The organism is Venatorbacter sp. C2-1, assembly GCF_022832715.1.
Taxonomy (GTDB): Bacteria; Pseudomonadota; Gammaproteobacteria; order Pseudomonadales; family Oceanobacteraceae; genus Venatoribacter; species Venatoribacter alkanivorans.
Window position 1 is genome coordinate 1,389,231 of sequence record NZ_CP094879.1, and the last position, 17,674, is coordinate 1,406,904.

At 47.6% G+C, this 17,674-nt stretch carries 9 protein-coding genes; 5 read left to right on the forward strand and 4 right to left on the reverse strand.

Translation table 11 applies throughout. From position 1 onward, the window contains the following. Positions 1 to 460: 460 nt before the first annotated feature. The 3 genes from MT343_RS06290 to MT343_RS06300 all read left to right on the forward strand — a co-directional run bounded on the left by MT343_RS06290 (position 461) and on the right by MT343_RS06300 (position 9,676). Positions 461 to 3,745, forward strand: a complete 3,285-nt coding sequence (locus tag MT343_RS06290; RefSeq protein WP_145469287.1) for a TonB-dependent receptor domain-containing protein — start codon at positions 461 to 463, stop codon at positions 3,743 to 3,745. Positions 3,746 to 3,779: 34 nt separating this feature from the next. Then, positions 3,780 to 8,105 carry a hypothetical protein gene (locus tag MT343_RS06295; RefSeq protein ID WP_145469288.1) on the forward strand — a complete coding sequence of 1,442 codons (4,326 nt, stop codon included), beginning with the start codon at positions 3,780 to 3,782 and terminating at the stop codon, positions 8,103 to 8,105. Between the two features lie 326 nt (positions 8,106 to 8,431). Beyond that, positions 8,432 to 9,676, forward strand: coding sequence for a hypothetical protein (locus tag MT343_RS06300; RefSeq protein WP_145469289.1), 1,245 nt, complete (start codon positions 8,432 to 8,434; stop codon positions 9,674 to 9,676). Positions 9,677 to 9,788: 112 nt separating this feature from the next. Here the strand turns inward: MT343_RS06300 and MT343_RS06305 are convergent, their stop codons facing one another. The 3 genes from MT343_RS06305 to MT343_RS06315 are packed head-to-tail and all read right to left on the reverse strand — an operon-like array spanning position 9,789 to position 14,335. Further along, on the reverse strand, positions 9,789 to 12,797 hold the full coding sequence (locus MT343_RS06305; protein ID WP_145469290.1) for a TonB-dependent receptor domain-containing protein: 3,009 nt from the start codon (positions 12,795 to 12,797) through the stop codon (positions 9,789 to 9,791). 24 nt (positions 12,798 to 12,821) lie between these two features. Next, on the reverse strand, positions 12,822 to 13,805 hold the full coding sequence (locus tag MT343_RS06310; protein ID WP_145469291.1) for a FecR family protein: 984 nt from the start codon (positions 13,803 to 13,805) through the stop codon (positions 12,822 to 12,824). Then, on the reverse strand, positions 13,796 to 14,335 hold the full coding sequence (locus MT343_RS06315; protein WP_186435929.1) for an RNA polymerase sigma factor: 540 nt from the start codon (positions 14,333 to 14,335) through the stop codon (positions 13,796 to 13,798). Before MT343_RS06315 ends, MT343_RS06310 begins: the two co-directional genes overlap by 10 nt. Before the next feature lie 1,359 nt (positions 14,336 to 15,694). On the opposite strand from MT343_RS06315, the gene MT343_RS06320 reads away from it, so the two are divergent. Both MT343_RS06320 and MT343_RS06325 read left to right on the forward strand, forming a co-directional pair. Next, positions 15,695 to 16,321 (forward strand): FMN-binding negative transcriptional regulator, encoded by a 627-nt coding sequence (locus MT343_RS06320; RefSeq protein WP_145469294.1) that lies wholly within the window; start codon positions 15,695 to 15,697, stop codon positions 16,319 to 16,321. Positions 16,322 to 16,403: 82 nt separating this feature from the next. Beyond that, on the forward strand, positions 16,404 to 16,643 hold the full coding sequence (locus tag MT343_RS06325; RefSeq protein WP_145469295.1) for an Imm32 family immunity protein: 240 nt from the start codon (positions 16,404 to 16,406) through the stop codon (positions 16,641 to 16,643). Positions 16,644 to 16,653: 10 nt separating this feature from the next. Here MT343_RS06325 and MT343_RS06330 read toward each other — a convergent pair whose 3' ends face one another. Further along, a complete protein-coding gene (locus tag MT343_RS06330; RefSeq protein ID WP_243989468.1) occupies positions 16,654 to 17,337 on the reverse strand; it encodes an RluA family pseudouridine synthase in 684 nt (227 codons plus the stop codon). Between the last annotated feature and the right edge of the window lie 337 nt (positions 17,338 to 17,674).

Below are 17,674 nucleotides of genomic sequence, written 5' to 3' on the forward strand. Positions count from 1 at the left end.
TTAAGGCCTGCAGATAGACAGAGATGTGCAGGTAAACAAAGGTACGCAGGGCGTGCACAACATAGGGGAGTACTGTGCGCCAGGAAGGCGCACAGTGGCCGAACAATATCAGAGGCCGGACAATATCAGAGGCCGGACAATATCAGAGGCCGGACAATATCAGAGGCCGGACAATATCAGAGGCCGGACAATATCAGAGGCCGGACAATATCAGAGGCCGGACAATATCAGGGGCCGGACAGCCACCGGATAAAAAATGGAGAATTTATTAAAAACAGATGAAATCTTCTGCACAGGTTTTGCTGTTGAATTGATCACGTTATACAACGCTCAGACTTATCCACAATGTGTGACATATAAAATTCATGTCGCACTTCCCCCTTATTTACCGTCTTCAGTGGTAGCTGCCGGTTGCTGCATTCAGGCCGGAGTCATTCACATATGATCAGGGGAAGTAAAAATGGGGGTATCGAACAAGCATTTACTGACTGGCTTTATCAGTTTGTTAAGTGCAGGACCATTGTTTGCTGCGGGTCTTAAAGCAGACATCGTACTCGACGGAAAACCACTGGCAGAAGCCATTATTTTGCTGGATGGAAAAGAAATAGGGCGCAGCAACGCCGATGGCAGTTTCTGGTATGAAGGCTTTGGTGGTGGGCGACATACATTAACGCTGCAGCTGCCGGATCAATCTGTTCCATACAGCTTTACGCTGGCAGATGATGAAGCGGCTTTTATCAGCATCAGCGCAAAGCGCGGTGACAAAACAGTGGATGCGGCTATTGATCGTGTTCCGCTGGCGGCAGCCAATCGTAATAGTAAAACAGAACTGGCAGGCATTGGCGTGCTGACAGGCGAAGTTTTCGGACTTGAAACTAATGGTCCGGTTCGTAATGCAATGATTAGTGTTGTTGGTAAAAATATTACCGCACGCACCGATCGTAATGGCGAATTTAAAATTGAATTGCCAAAAGGCGAATACAGCCTGCTGATTGAACATCCGCAATATATGTCGCGCACCCTGACATCGGTCAATGTGATGCGCGGTATGGAAGTGAGTGTCTTTACTGAATTACCGATGCTCAGCAGTGATGACAGTGAATTTATTGAAGAAGTGGTCGCCGTCGGCAGCTATCAGGCATACAGCCCGGTTGATGCTGAGCGAATGTCATCTGCGGTAATGGATACCATGGATTTTACGCAGATCGCCCGCTTTGATGACAGCACCGTCAGCTCCGCCATGACGCGGGTTGTTGGGGTAAGCATGGAAGACAGCCGCTATGCGATTGTCCGTGGTATGAAGAGCCGTTATCAGTCCACTTTTTTTAACGGTGCTATTCTGCCCTCCACCGATCCGGCCCGTCGTGATTTACCGCTGGATATCTTTCCTGCGGATATTATGCAGTCGCTGTCACTGCAAAAATCGGCCACCGCAGATGTACCGGGAACAGCAACCGCCGGTCATATTGATATGCGTACCAAGCCTACCCCGGATGAAGGATTCTTTAAAATCTCGGCCAGTCTGGCCTATGGTAAAGCCAATAGTGAAGACGGCTATATAAGCAAAGAACATGGTGGCCGTGACTGGACAGGGTATGACGACGGTTTCCGTGAAATGCCGGACATTGCCAAACAAGCGCGCGGTGCTTATTTTTTTGGTGATCCGGATTCTGCGGGCAGCAATGGCCTGGGCGACAGCGAAGAATTTCTGCAGTTCCGTGAAGAGCTGGGAGAGTCCTTTGAAAACTACGGCGTGTATAAAGGGGATTTACCCGCCGATATGTCCATCAGCCTGTCCGGAGGTGACAGCATTGTCACGGATGGCGGACAGCGCCTGGGGATGATTGGCGCAGTGCGTTACAGTAACAAATGGACCAATGATGAAAAAATTCAGAACGGTTTTGAGCTGTATACCGTTAACAACCCTGATACCAATGAACCAGAAGATCTGCTTGCGCTGACATCTTCAAAAGTGACCTACGATACCAATAATGTTATCGACCTGAGCGCCATGCTTAATCTGGACTGGCGCATTACCGAAAATCATACACTTGGCCTGAATAATATTCTGTTACGCCATACCACCAACTCGGCAGAGTTTGAGGATAGGTATGTTCTTGCTAGTGGTCATTATATTGCCAAGAATAATATTGTTATGCCCGAAGATCCGCGAGACTGGCCATATGGCGGAGGCATAGATAAGCAGGAAACCCAAAGTATTGACTGGATTGAGGAGCAGCTGGTCAGCCATCAGTTATGGGGTGAACACTACATCCCCCTGAGTGATGGAGGATTACTGGGGGACTTAAAAACCAATTGGCAGATTTCCCGGTCAAGCAGTGAATATGATCGCCCCAATGCTCAACGTTACTCCTATCAGGGTAATAGCCTGTCTGCAGACCCTGTGCTGCAGGTTGGTTTCAGTAGCGCCTATAATCTGTGGGAAGCTTCTGAAGAAGACGGCAACTCAGCCAGTATTGATCTTGAGTTACCGATCAATGAAGGCGGAGATATTTCAGTAACGGCAAAAACGGGTCTGTATCAGCTGAGCCGTACCCGCGATGGTTATGAAGATCGATTTTCATACCGAGGTAATAAGCTAGAACAGGAAACCAGGGAAGATATTCTTTTGTACCCTGACCCTGCGGATATCTTCACCGATGAATATATTGGTGATGGCACCAATGGCAGTAATGGTCTGTACGTGAATTATGGTGGTTCTATTGATGCTGAAAATGATACCGGCGTCGATAAAGGTTATCAGTACCGTGTCGAGCAGAATACCAATGCCTGGTATGTGCAAACCGACTGGAATCTGTGGCAAACGGTTACGGCGAATATCGGTGTACGCCGTGAGTCATTTAAAGTAGAAGCTGACCAGTATTACTACAACCCGGAACCCTTGTACGAACTGCTGGATGAAACCAAAACCCTGCCATCTCTGGGCCTGACCTGGTTAATCAGCGATAACTGGCAATTACGCGGCGCTTACAGCAAAACCGTAAGCTGGCCAGAAACCTTCGAGCTGTTGCCACGGAGTTACCGTGATATCGAGACACTGACCAGCTACAAAGGTAATCCGGATCTTAAACCGGCCGATATTAAAAACTACGATATGCGCCTGGAGTGGTACCCCAGTGATAATGAATCCATCAGTCTGGGTGCCTACCGCAAAGACATGGATAACCCGATTGAAAATGCCTTTGACACGCTCGGTGATGATTACGATTACTACACCTTTGTTAACGTAGAATCCGGCAAGGTGACCGGTTGGGAGCTGGATTTCCGTACCGAGTTTATTCTTGATGACAACTTCAGTCATTCTGTCTTTGTGCAGGGTAATTACACCGATATTGAATCAGAAATCAGCCTGGCCGCTGACTCCAAAGAAACCGATTTAAACCGTCCACTGCAAGGCCAGCCCGATTATATCTTTAACCTGCAGTTAGGGTATGACCACTTCGAAACCGGCCAGGAAGTTACGCTGGTATTTAATCGCAAAGGTAAAGAGCTGGTGATTGTTACCCCTGATGCGGGCAGTAACGTCACCAATGTTTACAGCGACCCTTATGACGATCTGAAACTGATTTACACCAAACGGTTTGGTGATGACCTTAAAGTGTCATTGTCGGGTGAAAATATACTGGATTCTGAAAAACGTCAGTACTACGAAAAATACGATGTGGCCTACCTGGGTTACAAGTCCGGGCCTAAATACAAGCTGAAAGTCAGTTATGAATTTTAAATATTGGACTCCTAAAAAGATGATGGGTGGAATTATGTTATTTAAAAAATACCCTCGGGCTTCTGAGTATTCAGGCCTGAAGTTAATACCAAAGCTGGGTGTATTATCCGCGGCTTTGTTACTCGCAAGTTGCGGTGCTGATGTATCCGATGAAACCGCCATGCAGGAAAGCCTGGAGGTATCACTGGCGCAGTGTGAAATTCTGCAATACGGTGTGGTCGGAACCGCTACTGATCCGGTGCAGGTAAACGGTGAAGAGTTCAATGCCTGTTTACTGAGCAAAGACATCGGAAAGCTAAGCAACACACGCGATATTTCTAATGATTTAAACGCGATCAGTCTGAAAAATACGTGGAACTATAAACCTCTGGTCTGGGTGCTGGATGGTGTGTACGAGTTCGGCGAAAGTAAAGAATACGAGACGTTGGATCAATTACTCGCTGAGCGTGTTAATTTTTCCGTTGAGCTATATGCGAAGCCCGGTTCGGTTGTAATTCTTCATCGAAATGCACAATTAACGGCCAACATTTTATCACTCGACGACAATAATACCGGCGGTGGTGAATGGGGTGGTGTGGTTATTAATGGCATTGGCTATTCACCAGAGTGCCCGGCAACCAGTAGTCCAGACCAGCTGTGCAATATTAAAGGTCCCTTTGGCTACTACGGCGGTGTTGCCAAAGATACCGATCTGACAGCCTATGGCATGAGTTTCAACTCGACAAATACCAAGGGGTTTCCCGGTTTATACAGCTTGAACAGCGGCGGTGGTTCCGTGATTGGTGAAGCGGGTGAGGAAGTATCCGTCAGTCTGGAAAACTATGCGGGTGGTACGATTCATGCGGCGGTTACCGCTTATGCTCCCGCAGCCAGCCAAACGGGAGGGGTGATTGCTTACAGCGGATCGAATGGGCTGCAGGTCCACGGTGGCAGCTATAATATTGTGAATGGCAATCCGGTTAGCCCCATTCCCTATATCACTAACATCAGCGCTACCGCTCTGGAGCTGAATAACTATCAGGGCGATATTGCTGCTCGTATCAGGCATGACTCGTTAACATCGGCGCTGGTGGTGAAGGGCGGTCAGGTGAATTTGAGTAACCTTAGCCTGTTCGACCAGTACAATCAGGCGGGTGTGGCGATATCAGTGGCCAGCGCAGCTAAAGTTACCTTGGATGACGCTCTGATTCAGGGCTTTGATACCTGCCTGGCACCACAGGATTCGGCCAGTCAGATCAGTGTGGGTTCTGCTTTGCTTAACTGCAGCAACATTACCAACAACACCAGTAATGCCCTGGCTGCCATTGCAAACGCGACCGATCTGATAACCGGTGCCGATGCGCTGCTCAGCTATATATGGGCAGTAGGTAATAACAGCTTAAACTTTGCCAATGTTGAAGATCCGTCTCAGTTGGGTGCGGGTAATGCGAGTGTAGCGGGAGTTTATAGCCCGGCCATTCTTTTTCCCGAGTGTATGGGGGTCGGCACGCTGGCAGAAGATACTCTGGTTGTTGGCGGCATGCCGTATCAGATCTGTGATTTAACCAACGTTGACCAGTCAGCCACTTTATACAGTAACTTCAGTATTGAGGGGCGTTTGAATAACGGCGGGAAACCTGACTATTATCCTAAAAATATTGCCTGGCGGATAAATGGTCAGGTGCAGGTCGGTACCGATTTTACGCCACTTAACAGCGCTGAACGTGCTGCCGCATTAGCCAGTCCGGTGCAATTGACGCTGCCTGCTGGTACCACCTTGCTGACTACCAGTAACAACGATTCCGAATTGCTTATTCAGCCCGATGCACGCTTGCGTGTTACTGGCTCAGCAGACGCGCCGGTTACTCTCGGTGTTGCCGGGCTGACCGCTGGCGATATTACTTCAGGCTGGCGCGGTATTACGGTTAATGGTGCTGACGGTAGCGCTAAACAGCTGGATATTCAGTACCTGCGTCTGTATGACACTGGCGAAGATGGTCAGGCGGCATTCACCCTTAACGAGGTTGGAGCAGATTCGAACATTACCTATCTGGACATTTACGGTGCCGGAGCAGACGGCCTTAATATTAATGGTGGCGCTGCCAATTTTAATCATCTGTTGATGGCTAATATCGCAGGTGACCAGATTCAGTGGCAAAACGGCTATCAGGGAACCATAGAGACGGCCGTTATCAGTCCGGGAGACAACAGCACCGGTGCCGTGTTGCACGGTATTAACAATAATGCCGATTATGATGCTATTCCGCGTTCCCGCCCGGTTATCACCAATATCACCGCCGCTGGCTTTGGCTCTGCCAATACGGCTGTATTGCTGGAACAGGGTTCTGGCCTGTTGATGTTTAACTCGGTATTTTCAGATTTTGCCACTTGCCTGGATATTGACGATGCCGAAACCGCTGCATTACAAAGCAGTGATCCATTGGGAATTCTGTTTGATGGCGTGATATTCAGTTGTGAAAACACTCTGGCCGATGAATCCGAAAGTGGCGGTTACGATTATGGCTATACCGTGGTTTCTGCCAGTGGTGTGGTTGAAGAAGACCCGGTTCTGAATACCGGTTACCTGATTACTGGCAACGTCAGCGTGAGTTTGGTGGATCTGAGTCATTACGCTGCTTTATTAGGTGATGCCTACCATCATCTGGGGGGCGGTGCTTATATTGGCGCAGTGGCAGATGATGGTGATAACTGGTACAGCAACTGGAGTGATTCGGTGGTTATTGCGCCGGATTTCGAATGCAATAATCTGGGGATTCTGGTTGGTATGGAGCCGACTGGAACTTATCGATTTGATTATGATAGCAATGGCGACGGAGAGATCAGTTCTGAAGAGAGCTACTGGGAGCCAGTGTCGAAGTCGTGCCGGATTTTAGGTGGTATTTATACCAACAACGTTACCATCGGCCAGTACAGTGGCTTGCCAGGCGAAACCGTTAATCAGTGGTTAGCCGATGGCTATACCCTGGAGGAAATTCAGTCAAATGCTTTGACCGGCGATTGGGCGATTAATTTTTTGACTGGTGAAACCCGCTATATTGAAGAAGCGGTGATGCGAGTGATGCCCACCCACTGGACGGTAAAAGGTGAAATTCATATTGGTGAGGGGCATCAACAAATTACCGACGTTGCCGCCGTTGCTGATATGAAAGCAAATCCGGTAACCCTGACGATTGAAAGCGGCACCAGCATTGAAACGGAATCAGATAATAGTGTTCTGCATATTACCCGGGCAGGGGCTCTGCAATACGTTGGTAATGCCGGGTATGAAAAGATTAATACAGGAGGGGTTTCTGTTGCCGTGGTTATCGATGGCTTTGGCCGGAATAACCTGTGTGAAAATGCTGCGACTACAAATGCAGGAGAAGGCGTGTGTAATATCGAAGGGCCCTATGGTTACTATGGCGGTTACGACTCAATAGCTTCCAATGTCGATATTTCAGGCGCTTTATTTCGTGCTGATCTGACATTCAATTCGGTTAATGGGGTGGCTGAAAACTCAGTTATTTACCGGGATGTAGATGCAGATCCTGATCTTGGCAGTGCGTTATCCATAAATGGCGGGTCGATTAACTTTAAAAACATTAATATTGATCTATCACAAGGTAACTATTTTAAAGGTGTTCTGACCTGGAATCATGGTTACCAGGGTAACCTTGCCAATATCTATGTGGCAGGAGATGTCAGTGTTGATGGTGATAATGTGCCCTTGCTTAACGATGAACAGTACTACCCGTTGATTTATGGCCGCAATAATAGTGTGGATGTGAATGCTGAGCCGAGGTCAATGCCAACGATTGCTAATCTGAGCGTGAACTACTATTCACTCTGGCAAACTGCGGCCCCAAGAACGACGCTGATTCAGCTTTCAGAGGGCAGCGGTCTGTTTATGTACAACAGTCTGCTTGGCGCAGATGAATCGTCCGATACCTGGGGTGAGTATCCGAGTGAGTGTGTGGGTGTTGACAGTACTAATGAGACAGCTTACGGCAGTACTATTTTTATGAAAAATATTGTCAGTTCGTGTCTGAAGTTTACGGTTAACAGCAGTCTTGATACCAGTGTTATGGCAGATCCGAATGCAATGATACTTAAAGAACCTTATTTGTATTATGGTGGTGGTTCTGGTGGGAAAAATAAATACAAATCGGTAAACAGCAAGCTCCATGGTGCTTTGGAAAGTGTTTTCTGGAAGTCTTCTATGGAGTATCCAGTGCTCAATATTATTCAGATGATTGGAGAGCGATATTCCGGTGGTTATTCAGAATCAGCCACGGTTGATTCTGAATTTCTTGAAGAAACAAAATATATTGGCGTGCTGGATTATTACGAAAAACCTGAAATTATTGGCGTGCTCGAATAAAACCGGTTTTGTAATTTTAAAAGGGGCTTTTGCCCCTTTTTTTATGCCTTCTTTATGGTGTTAGTTATATTATTTCAATTATATTAATTGTTCATATCATTAAGTTTTGTTTCTCCTTTTTATATCGATAAGACGGTATGTATGTGACACAAATCTGTCTTTATTTTTATGTCAGTATGAATGCACTCCTGAGGAGTAAGCATTAATGGTCTCACTGTTGAGGCTGGCGATGCTGGTGGTGAATTACATCATCGTTAATCGAAAAAAATGTTTGTATTCAGTTTTTACAAACCTAATACATGGAAATACATTGCTGGAGATTGAAAATGAAAAAGATCCTTTTAGCGTCGGCCTTAACCGTTGCGTCTGTAAGTGCTTTTGCTTCTAATGGCTTATGTACCAACGTTGGTAGTGTGGCAAGTTCTTCCTATAGCTGGAATGGCACCAACTACGTTCTGTGTGAACTGCCTTCTTCTGTCCTGTCTGACAAAACACTGTTTAACGGTAACGATACCCGTTACCGCAAGCCTGTACTTTGGGCGCTGCCGGGTATTGTAACGGTGGGTGATGGTTATGTGCAGAATACCAGTTACGCTGCGGCTAACCATTCTGTACTGACCATTGAAGCGGGTGTTAATGTGATCGCCACCGCCAATAATGCGGCTCTGGTGATTGCCCGTGGTGCAAAAATTAATGCCGTTGGTACTGCCGGCAACCCTATCGTGTTCTCCAGTGCCGATGAAGACTTCACCGGTGAAGGCGAGTGGGGCGGTGTGATTCTGTCTGGTTATGGTGTGGCTAACGAATGTACTTCCGGTGACACCTGTCTGATGGAAGGTATTTCCAGCAATTACTATTTCGGTTCCGGCAGCAGCAGTAAAGCAGCCAGCGAAACGGGCAGTGGCATCATGAACTATGTCGCCATTACCGAAGGTGGTACCGAAATTAACGTAAATGATCCGGATGATGTTGCCAACGGCGGTAATGAAATCAACGGTCTGACGCTGTACGGTGTAACGTCGTCCACCACGATCAACAACATCCATGTAAACGAAAACCTGGATGATGGCATCGAGTTCTTTGGTGGTGACGTGGCTGTGTCAAACCTCTGGCTGACCTGTAATGGTGATGACAGTGTGGATTGGGACTACGGTTTCCACGGTTCTATCACCAATGTGTACATTGAGCAGGGCGATAAGAACGGTGCTGCCGACCATGCATTCGAACTGGCCGGTAACCCGAATAACTACGCAGCCACTCCGCTGGCAACGGCTTCTGTTGAAGGTGCGTATGTCGAGTTTGTTGGTGCCAATGCCAATGCCGATACTGACTTCGTTTTCAAGCTGAAAGAAGGTACTGACGGTTACTTCAATAATATTGTGGTAACCGGTTACAACACGGTTTCTACCCAGGATTGTGATGCTATCAGTTCCACTAATATCAGTTCAGCTGATTTCGGTACTATGAGCGTTGATTGCTCTGTTGTTGATGCAATGACCTTCTCTGCAACAGGACCTTCTTCGTTCACCAAAGCAACTACCTTCTGGGCGGCTGCTCCTGCCTGTAACTAAAACCGGATAGTGTTCAGGTTTTCAGGCCCATGCTGAAAAGTATGGGCCTTTTATTTTAAGCTTCTGGCGATTGTCTGAATAAAAGAGAAAGAGAAGAAAAAAAGAAATAAAGTTATTGAACATCGACGTTGATGCTCAGCAGAAACTCCCGCCCGGTACGGTAATCAAGGTAATGGTAATCACCCTGAAGATAACGGTGTGCTGTATTCAGCATATTATTAATGCTGAACGTTAACTGGCCTGGGTGTATCCGGTAATTCCAACTGAAATCGAGATGATTTCTCGGCTGCTGATAGACGGCCGGCAAATCTGGCTGGTCGCTGGTAATATAAAGTTGAGTGCCGCTGCGCTTGCCTGTCAGACTCAGTGTCTGGTTAAGGCCAGGCATATACTGCAACCTTAAGGCCGCAATATACTCAGGCTGTCCCTGCAATGGCCGATGATTTTTCGGTTTTTCTTCCACATCGTCAGAATAATCAGAATAATCAGAATAATCAGAATAATCAGAAGCATCGGAACCGCTGACCTGTGAGTGAATTCTGGCATAGCGCCCGGATAGCTTTATGTGTTGGTTGCGGCCAATGTTCAGATGGTAATCGGCTTCCAGTTCCAGACCACGAACATTACCCTGACCACTGTTGCGGTAGCTGTAATTGCTGTAGGTTGCGCTGTCCGTCGCTTCGCTGTTATCTGTGAATGCTCCTTCAATCGGCTGGCGGATTCGTTTCAGGTATAAGGCTGCTCCCAGTTCCAGCCCGGAAACATTTTGCCACTGCCAGGATAAATCCCAGTTATGGACATCGGAACTGTGTAATCGTGGGTTGCCGATTGTTTTTGTGCGGGTGTCGAGATCTTCGTAGACGACAGGCAGTATTTCGTTAAAGCGTGGCCAGACAACCGTTTGACGGTAATTCAGCCAGATTCGCTGCTGAGGTGGCTGAAAGCCAATGGCGATTGAGGGTAGCCAGCGGCTGCCGTTTTCAAGTTTTTTGTTGTCTTCCGGCTGGGCGTCCCAGAGTTCTGCCTGCAGGGTATTTTGTTCATAGCGCAAACCACTGATCAGACGCCAGTGTTCGTTAAGATCAAGATCGTTAAGCAGATAGGATGCCTGATTCTCTTGTGTTGCGCGGTAAAAATGGCCGTTTAATCCGATATCCTGCTCAGGCTCCAGCAGAGTATCCTGCAAAATAAAGCCGGGTATCTGGCTGTCTCCGGTAATGCGCTCTGCGGTGAGAATGTCGCTGGGGTTGGTTTGTTCCATAATCTGCCCATTGCTGGTCAGATCTTTACTACCGGTAAAACCGTACAGCAGGTTGTAGCCTTCGCGATTTTTAACACTTTTTTCCCAGCCGGTTTTTAACTCACCGGTCAGTAAAGCATCCCCGAGATCAATGCCGTATAGGTGACTGAAATGTAAACCGAAAGAATCGCTTTTCTGCTCCATATAACGCCAGCTAATACTGGCTGTCGATGGTAATAGCTGTAGCCTGTAGTTACTCTCTTCCGACACCGAAAAATAGCGATAATCCAGATCGTGCGGACGGTTGTATTCCGTTGTGCTTTTACTGATCTGCCAGTTCAGCGTGGTTAATGGTGTGAATTTATGCAATCCATAGAGCTGGTGTAACAGTAGGCTTCGTTCTGTCCAGTGGATCAGGTTTCGTCGGTAGGCGGTTTCTGTATTGATATTCTGTTCGTTTTTTCCCTGTGTTTCTATCAGCTCACCGTGGTGAGTACCCTGGTGCAGGTAAAGGGTATTAAATCCGAGGTATTGCTGATCAGAAATATTTAATCCCAGCGCAGCCAGGGTATTAATGTCGGACGTGTGTTCACTGCGTTTATGCCGGGAGTCTTCGTGATGAAAATCACTGGACGAGCCGGAGTAGCCCGTCCCTGTACTGTAACTGGTGGAACGGATAAGACTGTGCTGCCAGCGATCACGTACACTGGCAGACAGCGTTCCACCCCAGTGTATGTTCTGATACTGCCCGGTAGTGCCGGTGCTCAGTTCCAGACTGCCGCTGTTTTTACTTTTCGTCCGATATAGCCCCATATCACCGACAATGGCTTCTCCTGCCTGCTCACGCTGTTGCGCTGACAGCGTATCGACGCCACCCGTACGGGCATTGTCAAAAAGAAGCGACGGAATAGCCTGACGGCCATCACCAAATCCGTAACGGTTGGCCGATTTCTGGGAGCCCTGAAGAACCGTACTGTTGTTACTGTGCGGACGCCAGATCGCGCTGGCTGTGAGCTGAGCATACGCCTGCTTGGGTAACTGCATGGTATTCAGGCTGACAATACCAGCACTGGCCTGACCGGGAGCATCGGAATAGACCGATTTTCTGAGGTTGATACTGTTGAGAATACCCAGTGGAATAAAATCCAGAGGAAAGTTCTGGCCGGAGGGATCAAGACTGGGAAGCTCTCCGCCATTTATCCGGATTGATTGATAACGGCCCGTCATCCCGCGGATGATCGCGTAGCGGTTATCTTCTATTTTAACGCCGGCTGTCAGCTCCAGTGCTGAGGATAATGTATAAATTCCTGCTTCACGGAGCTGACGGGTATTAATGCTCAGTTCTGCTGGGCCGGTAAGTTCATTAAGTGGACGGGGCTTTATTTCTGCTGAGCTGTCAGCGGTTACAATTAACTCTTCAGGACGGATTGTATTGGCTTCATCATCGTTGTAACGCGGATATTCTGTGATTGTCTGGCGAATAATAATGGTATCGCCGAGAAGGTCGTATTCAAGCTCTGTATCTTGCAGAAGCTGTTCCAGTAGCTGAGTCAAGGAATAACAGCCTTCGGTATCAATTGTGTGTTTATCTGCCAGCAGGGCTTCCGGTACGATGATTAAAAAATGAAAATAACGGGCAGCTGACTGTAATGCATGACTCAATGAATCTTCAGTAATCTGCACGATCTGTTTGGGTGGAATGCAGCTGGCAGTTTCTCCGGAGCCGGTATTTAGCTGATCAGAGTTTGAAGACTCCGCGTTTAATGGCTCAGCACATAATATGCCGCAGAGTAATAACAGCGGCAGTACAGGGTGTCGCTGGGTCTGGCTCATGGTCTGGCGGATGCCAGCGTCGGAATCATATTTTTCCTGCCTTATCATCTGCTTAACCTGAAGGCATTCTGATTACCTGCTGATAAAAATCATTCCGTTCTTTTCTGATATTGTTAACTGGTAAGCTGAGGTGATCAGTTGCAGGTTCTTTTCTGCATCGTCCAGTCTGAAAGTGCCCGATACCGGCAAATTACCAATGTCTGAATGGATGCCGATCGCCGTATTCCGGTATCGGTTCAGTTCAGCAATGATGTCTGCCAGCGGCATATTGTCCGCTTCGAGAATATTATGTTGCCAGTCACGGTAAGAGGTCAGGTCGAATGTCTCTACCGGACCATGTCCATTCGCCCGGATCAGGGCCCGTTGTCCTGCCGTGAGAATGACACGCTTGTTGCCTGCCTGTAGCGGGGCCACTTCAACCCGGCCTTCAAGAACCGTTAACTCGGTGCTGTCGCGTCGCTGATCAACATTAAACACCGTGCCCAGCGCTTGCAAAGTGGCATGGCGGGTTTCGACAACGAAAGGCCGGGCCGGATCTTTACTGACGTTGAACTGAGCCTCCCCCTCAACCAGATCGATGTGGCGCTCAGCTGCGCTGTATTTAACCAGCAGTTGACTGGCTGCGCTGATGTCCAGGCGCGAACCGTCATCCAGTAGCTGGTGAGCGGTTTGCAGCTTCTGAGTATTGAAATATACCGGTTCTGAAACATCGCCGCTGCGAAACAGCAGAATGCCAAGGGTAAGAACGACCGATGCCGCGATACTTCCGTACCATAATGTACTGATTTTATGGTCAGATTTCTGGCTGTTCTGCTGATGGTTCTGTTGATTTGTTTCGTACTGTTTCAGCGCCGCAGTAAAACAATCATCATTCCAGATTGCGTCCAGAGCATCAGCCTCCTGGCGACGCTCAGGTTTCTTATCCAGCCAGACTTCGGCTTCAGATGTTTGCTCAGCTGTGCTTTGTTCGTATTTTTCATGCAGAATCCATTGGCTGATTTTCTCTCTTTCAGAATTGGCCAGAATATTCTGTTTTGGTATCAGTCTTAAAACCACGTTCTTTTACTCACTGCGGGTACGCCACGTTCAATTTGTTCAAGAACTGAACGCATGGCACGATTAATTCGCTTTTCTACGGATTTTGGCTCTTTTCCTACGCGGCGGGCGATTTCGGAAATGGTCAGTCCATGAACTTTTCGCATCACCAGAAGATTTGCCGTCTCGGGAGGAAGCTGGTTAAGACAAAGCAAAAAATGTTCTATTTTCTGATTCATTTCCGCATTGCGATCAGGTTGCGGTTTTTCGCAATGAACTTCCTGATCATCAATGCAAACCATCTCTTCCGAGACTCTCTTCTGGTAGTAGTCATTAATAATGTTATTGGCAATTTTGTAGATGTAACTGACAGGGTCATTGAGCACGAATCCCTGAATAGAGCGCTTTAATGTCCGCTCCAGTGCTTCCTGGTATATATCCTCAGAATAGGAGTGGTCATTGACTTTTCTGCGTATAAAACTGAGTAATCTGGGCTTCTCCTGATTAATCAGCTGACTGATGTGATGCACTGAGACATCGGGTTGAAACATATTCATTGAATCCGGTCTGCCTGTGGACTTTAGCTGGAGAAACAGCAAGAAAGTGAGGATTCTGAACTCGCCTGCGCGATGATTCCGGTTCTGCCAGTGCGTAAAGGAGAGCCTTCCAGAGTCCGTGGTCGGATGGTCGCTGATTATGGTAGTGAGATGTTTCAGTTTGGTTAAACTGATAAGAAAGTTTTTAAGCATGAAGAGTGCCACTGGTGATTGGCTATTCCGCTATGGTTCGCAGCAAAGAAGTGATGCTTCGCTGGTATTCTCCACATTGCAGCTCACCATATGTTCACCTGGGGGCTTAAAGGCTGAACCACAGGGGGCAGCATTAATCGTGGTTCGCCGTGCGGTGCTTCTTCATGGACGTATAAATCGCAGCCCAGAATAGAGTAGTCGATGGAATTTAAATGCAGACGCCGTTGGTGCTGGTGCTGGTGCCGGTAATGGGCTTCAGCGTGACCAGCGTGCGCTGGGTGTCCGGATTGGATAGGTGATCCCGCTGTATCAGTAAGGCGCATAGAGTTCACCCCCGGTTTGCCTGATGTTCAGGCAGGTGATAAGTTCTTTGTCAGCTAAAGCAGGCGCTGGATAGCTAAGATTACAGCTTTAAATACCGGAGTTAACCGGCGTTCGCGTTTTTCTGGAAAGGATTCTTGAGTTATGGAAGATTTCTCAGCTTGGTCGATGAGTGGCGCGGGGTTTCTCGAAGGCGTCGCCCGGGATAAATGCGTTTTCATACTAACAAGGTGTTAGGCAAATATGGGAACAAACTGAGAGAATATGGGCTGCTTTAAATTTTGTAATTGTAGCTGTAGCGATACAGACGCAAATTTCGATCGTATTTTGTCTACGGAGACCAACTTTGGTTTCAGCCTATCGCAAATATCTAAATCAAATATTGGTTGGTTTACAGACGAAACCATCGCTGATCATCAACTGAAGCTCTGGAACCTTGGACAACAATCAGGTATCTATATGCTTTGGCATAAAGAAGACTACTGTGCTCAGCATGAGCGTTATCATATGACATGTCTATATGTTGGCAAAGGCTACGTTAATTCCCGGTTGCGCTCTCATTGGAAAAAGAAAGATTTCTCAGATGAGATGCTTATTTACTTCTCATATTTTCCTTGTACTAACCGACAAGCTAAATACATCGAGCAATTGTTCTTAGATCTATACGATTTACCGCTAAATAAGTCAGAGAATGACGGTGAATTTATATTGTGCCAACATTGGACACAGTGGGACGTTGACTAATTTTCCTAACAAATTTTTCAAGATCACCCCAAAAGCTACGCGGTTCGGGTGATTGGAGGATTAGCTGGGTAGCCCTCTACTAAGGAGTTTCACAGGATGTACGTGCCGAATCACTTCAAGGAAGACGACATAGGTAAGCTTCAGCAATATATTCGTGACTACGGATTTGGTCTGCTAATAGTGGCGGATGATTGTGGAATTGAAGCGAACCATGTCCCCTTTCATCTGAGTTCTGAAGACGACGGGAGTCTTGGACAGCTTCAGTGCCATCTGGCTCGAAGTAATCCGGTTTGGCAGCGTTTGCAGGATGGGGCCCGGGTTCTGGCTGTTTTTCAAGGGCCAGATGCCTACGTTTCACCCTCATGGTATGAAACCAAGGTAGAAACCGGCCGGGTTGTTCCAACATGGAATTATCTTGCTGTCCATGTAGAAGGGAGTGCTCGGATTATCGAGGATTCGACCTGGCTGAAACATCATCTCCATCGACTAACAGACCAACATGAGTCGAGTATGAGCAATCCCTGGTCTGTGGATGATGCGCCAGTGGAGTTCACTGAACGTTTGGTGAAGGCTATCGTTGGTGTAGAGATAAAAATTAAAACTCTGACGGGTAAGCTGAAAGCTAGTCAGAACCAAACAGAAAAAAATCGAGCTGGTGTCAAAGTTGGTCTTGAGGCCAGAGATGGAGCGAACAACCGTGCCATGGCTAAGTTCATCAGCTGACCAAGGGCTGTTGTCGGACGGTTTTCCGTCGCCCGTTCCTCCAAAGCAGTCATAAAGCCGGGCGTTAAATGCAGAAGCAGCCATGAAAATAACAGGTTTTAAAAAGGAAGATACTGAGCTTGAAGGTTGTATGGTGCTCAGTGATATAGGAATTGCTGCGTCTCCGGATACCTTAAGAGATCTGGCAGCGTTTTTACTCGCCGCAGCGGATGAGATGGAAAAGCTGGGTGAGGATTATGATCACCTTCATCTTATGGATGAATGGGATAAGTGGAAGGAAGATTATCCCGACATCCAGATCCTCAGTGAAAAATACCTTTAACAAGCCTGCGTTAATCCAATCCCCAATCATTCTTCACATCCCAGCTCACCATTTGTCCATCTGGGTGTTTAAAGGCTAAACCACAGGCGTGCAGCATTAATCGTGGTTCGGCTTGCAATGCTTCGTCGTGGGCGTATAAATCGCAGCCTAAAATCGGATGACCGATGGATTTTAAATGCAGGCGTAGCTGATGCTGGCGGCCGGTAACGGGTTTCAGCGTTACCAGTGTGCGGTGGGTGTCCGGATTGCGCTGCTCGACCGTGAAATAGGTAAGCGAGGCTTTGCCTTCTTCATAGTCGATTTTACAGCGCGGACGGTTTTCCCAGTCTTTGCCAATGGGCAGATTAATCTCGCCTTCGTCCTGTTCAATAATGCCCCAGACCACGGCCTGATAGGTTTTCTGGATTTCACGGTCGCGGATCTGTTGCGACAGTACCTGACGTGCGCGCTCGGAGCGGGCAACAACCAGTAAACCAGAGGTATCCAGATCGAGGCGGTGCACAATGACGGCTTCGGGGTAATCCGGCTGCAGGCGGGTAATTACCGAATCGCTGTTCTCCGGACCGCGGCCGGGCACGGTGTAGAGAAATGCCGGTTTATTAACCACAATCAGATCGTCATCAACGTGCAGTATCTGCAGTTCTTCCTCGCAGCGTGGGGCGATGTAGTAAGCAGGAGGTGTTACGTCAGTCACGTTGATAAACTCTGATGAAGTGAACGTATATTTAATGAAACCTGCGGGGTTCTGGCAATGATTAATCACCGCCAGACGGTCAGAAATCTTGTCCGTCAGATACATGAATCAGAATCTTCAGCTTTCTTATATCTCTTTTAGCCATAATGCGCTGCATCGGGTTATCTGATGAAATTCATAATTAATATTCTTTAACGGTTATATGATTGAGGGGGGGAACTGGATTTATCCTGTTTCAGCCTTTAGGATGACCCGCTTGATGCTCTGTGGCTGAATTGATGAGTATTGGAAATTATTCTGCTGAACCGGGCGTTAGCAATATCAAAGGATCTGTGAA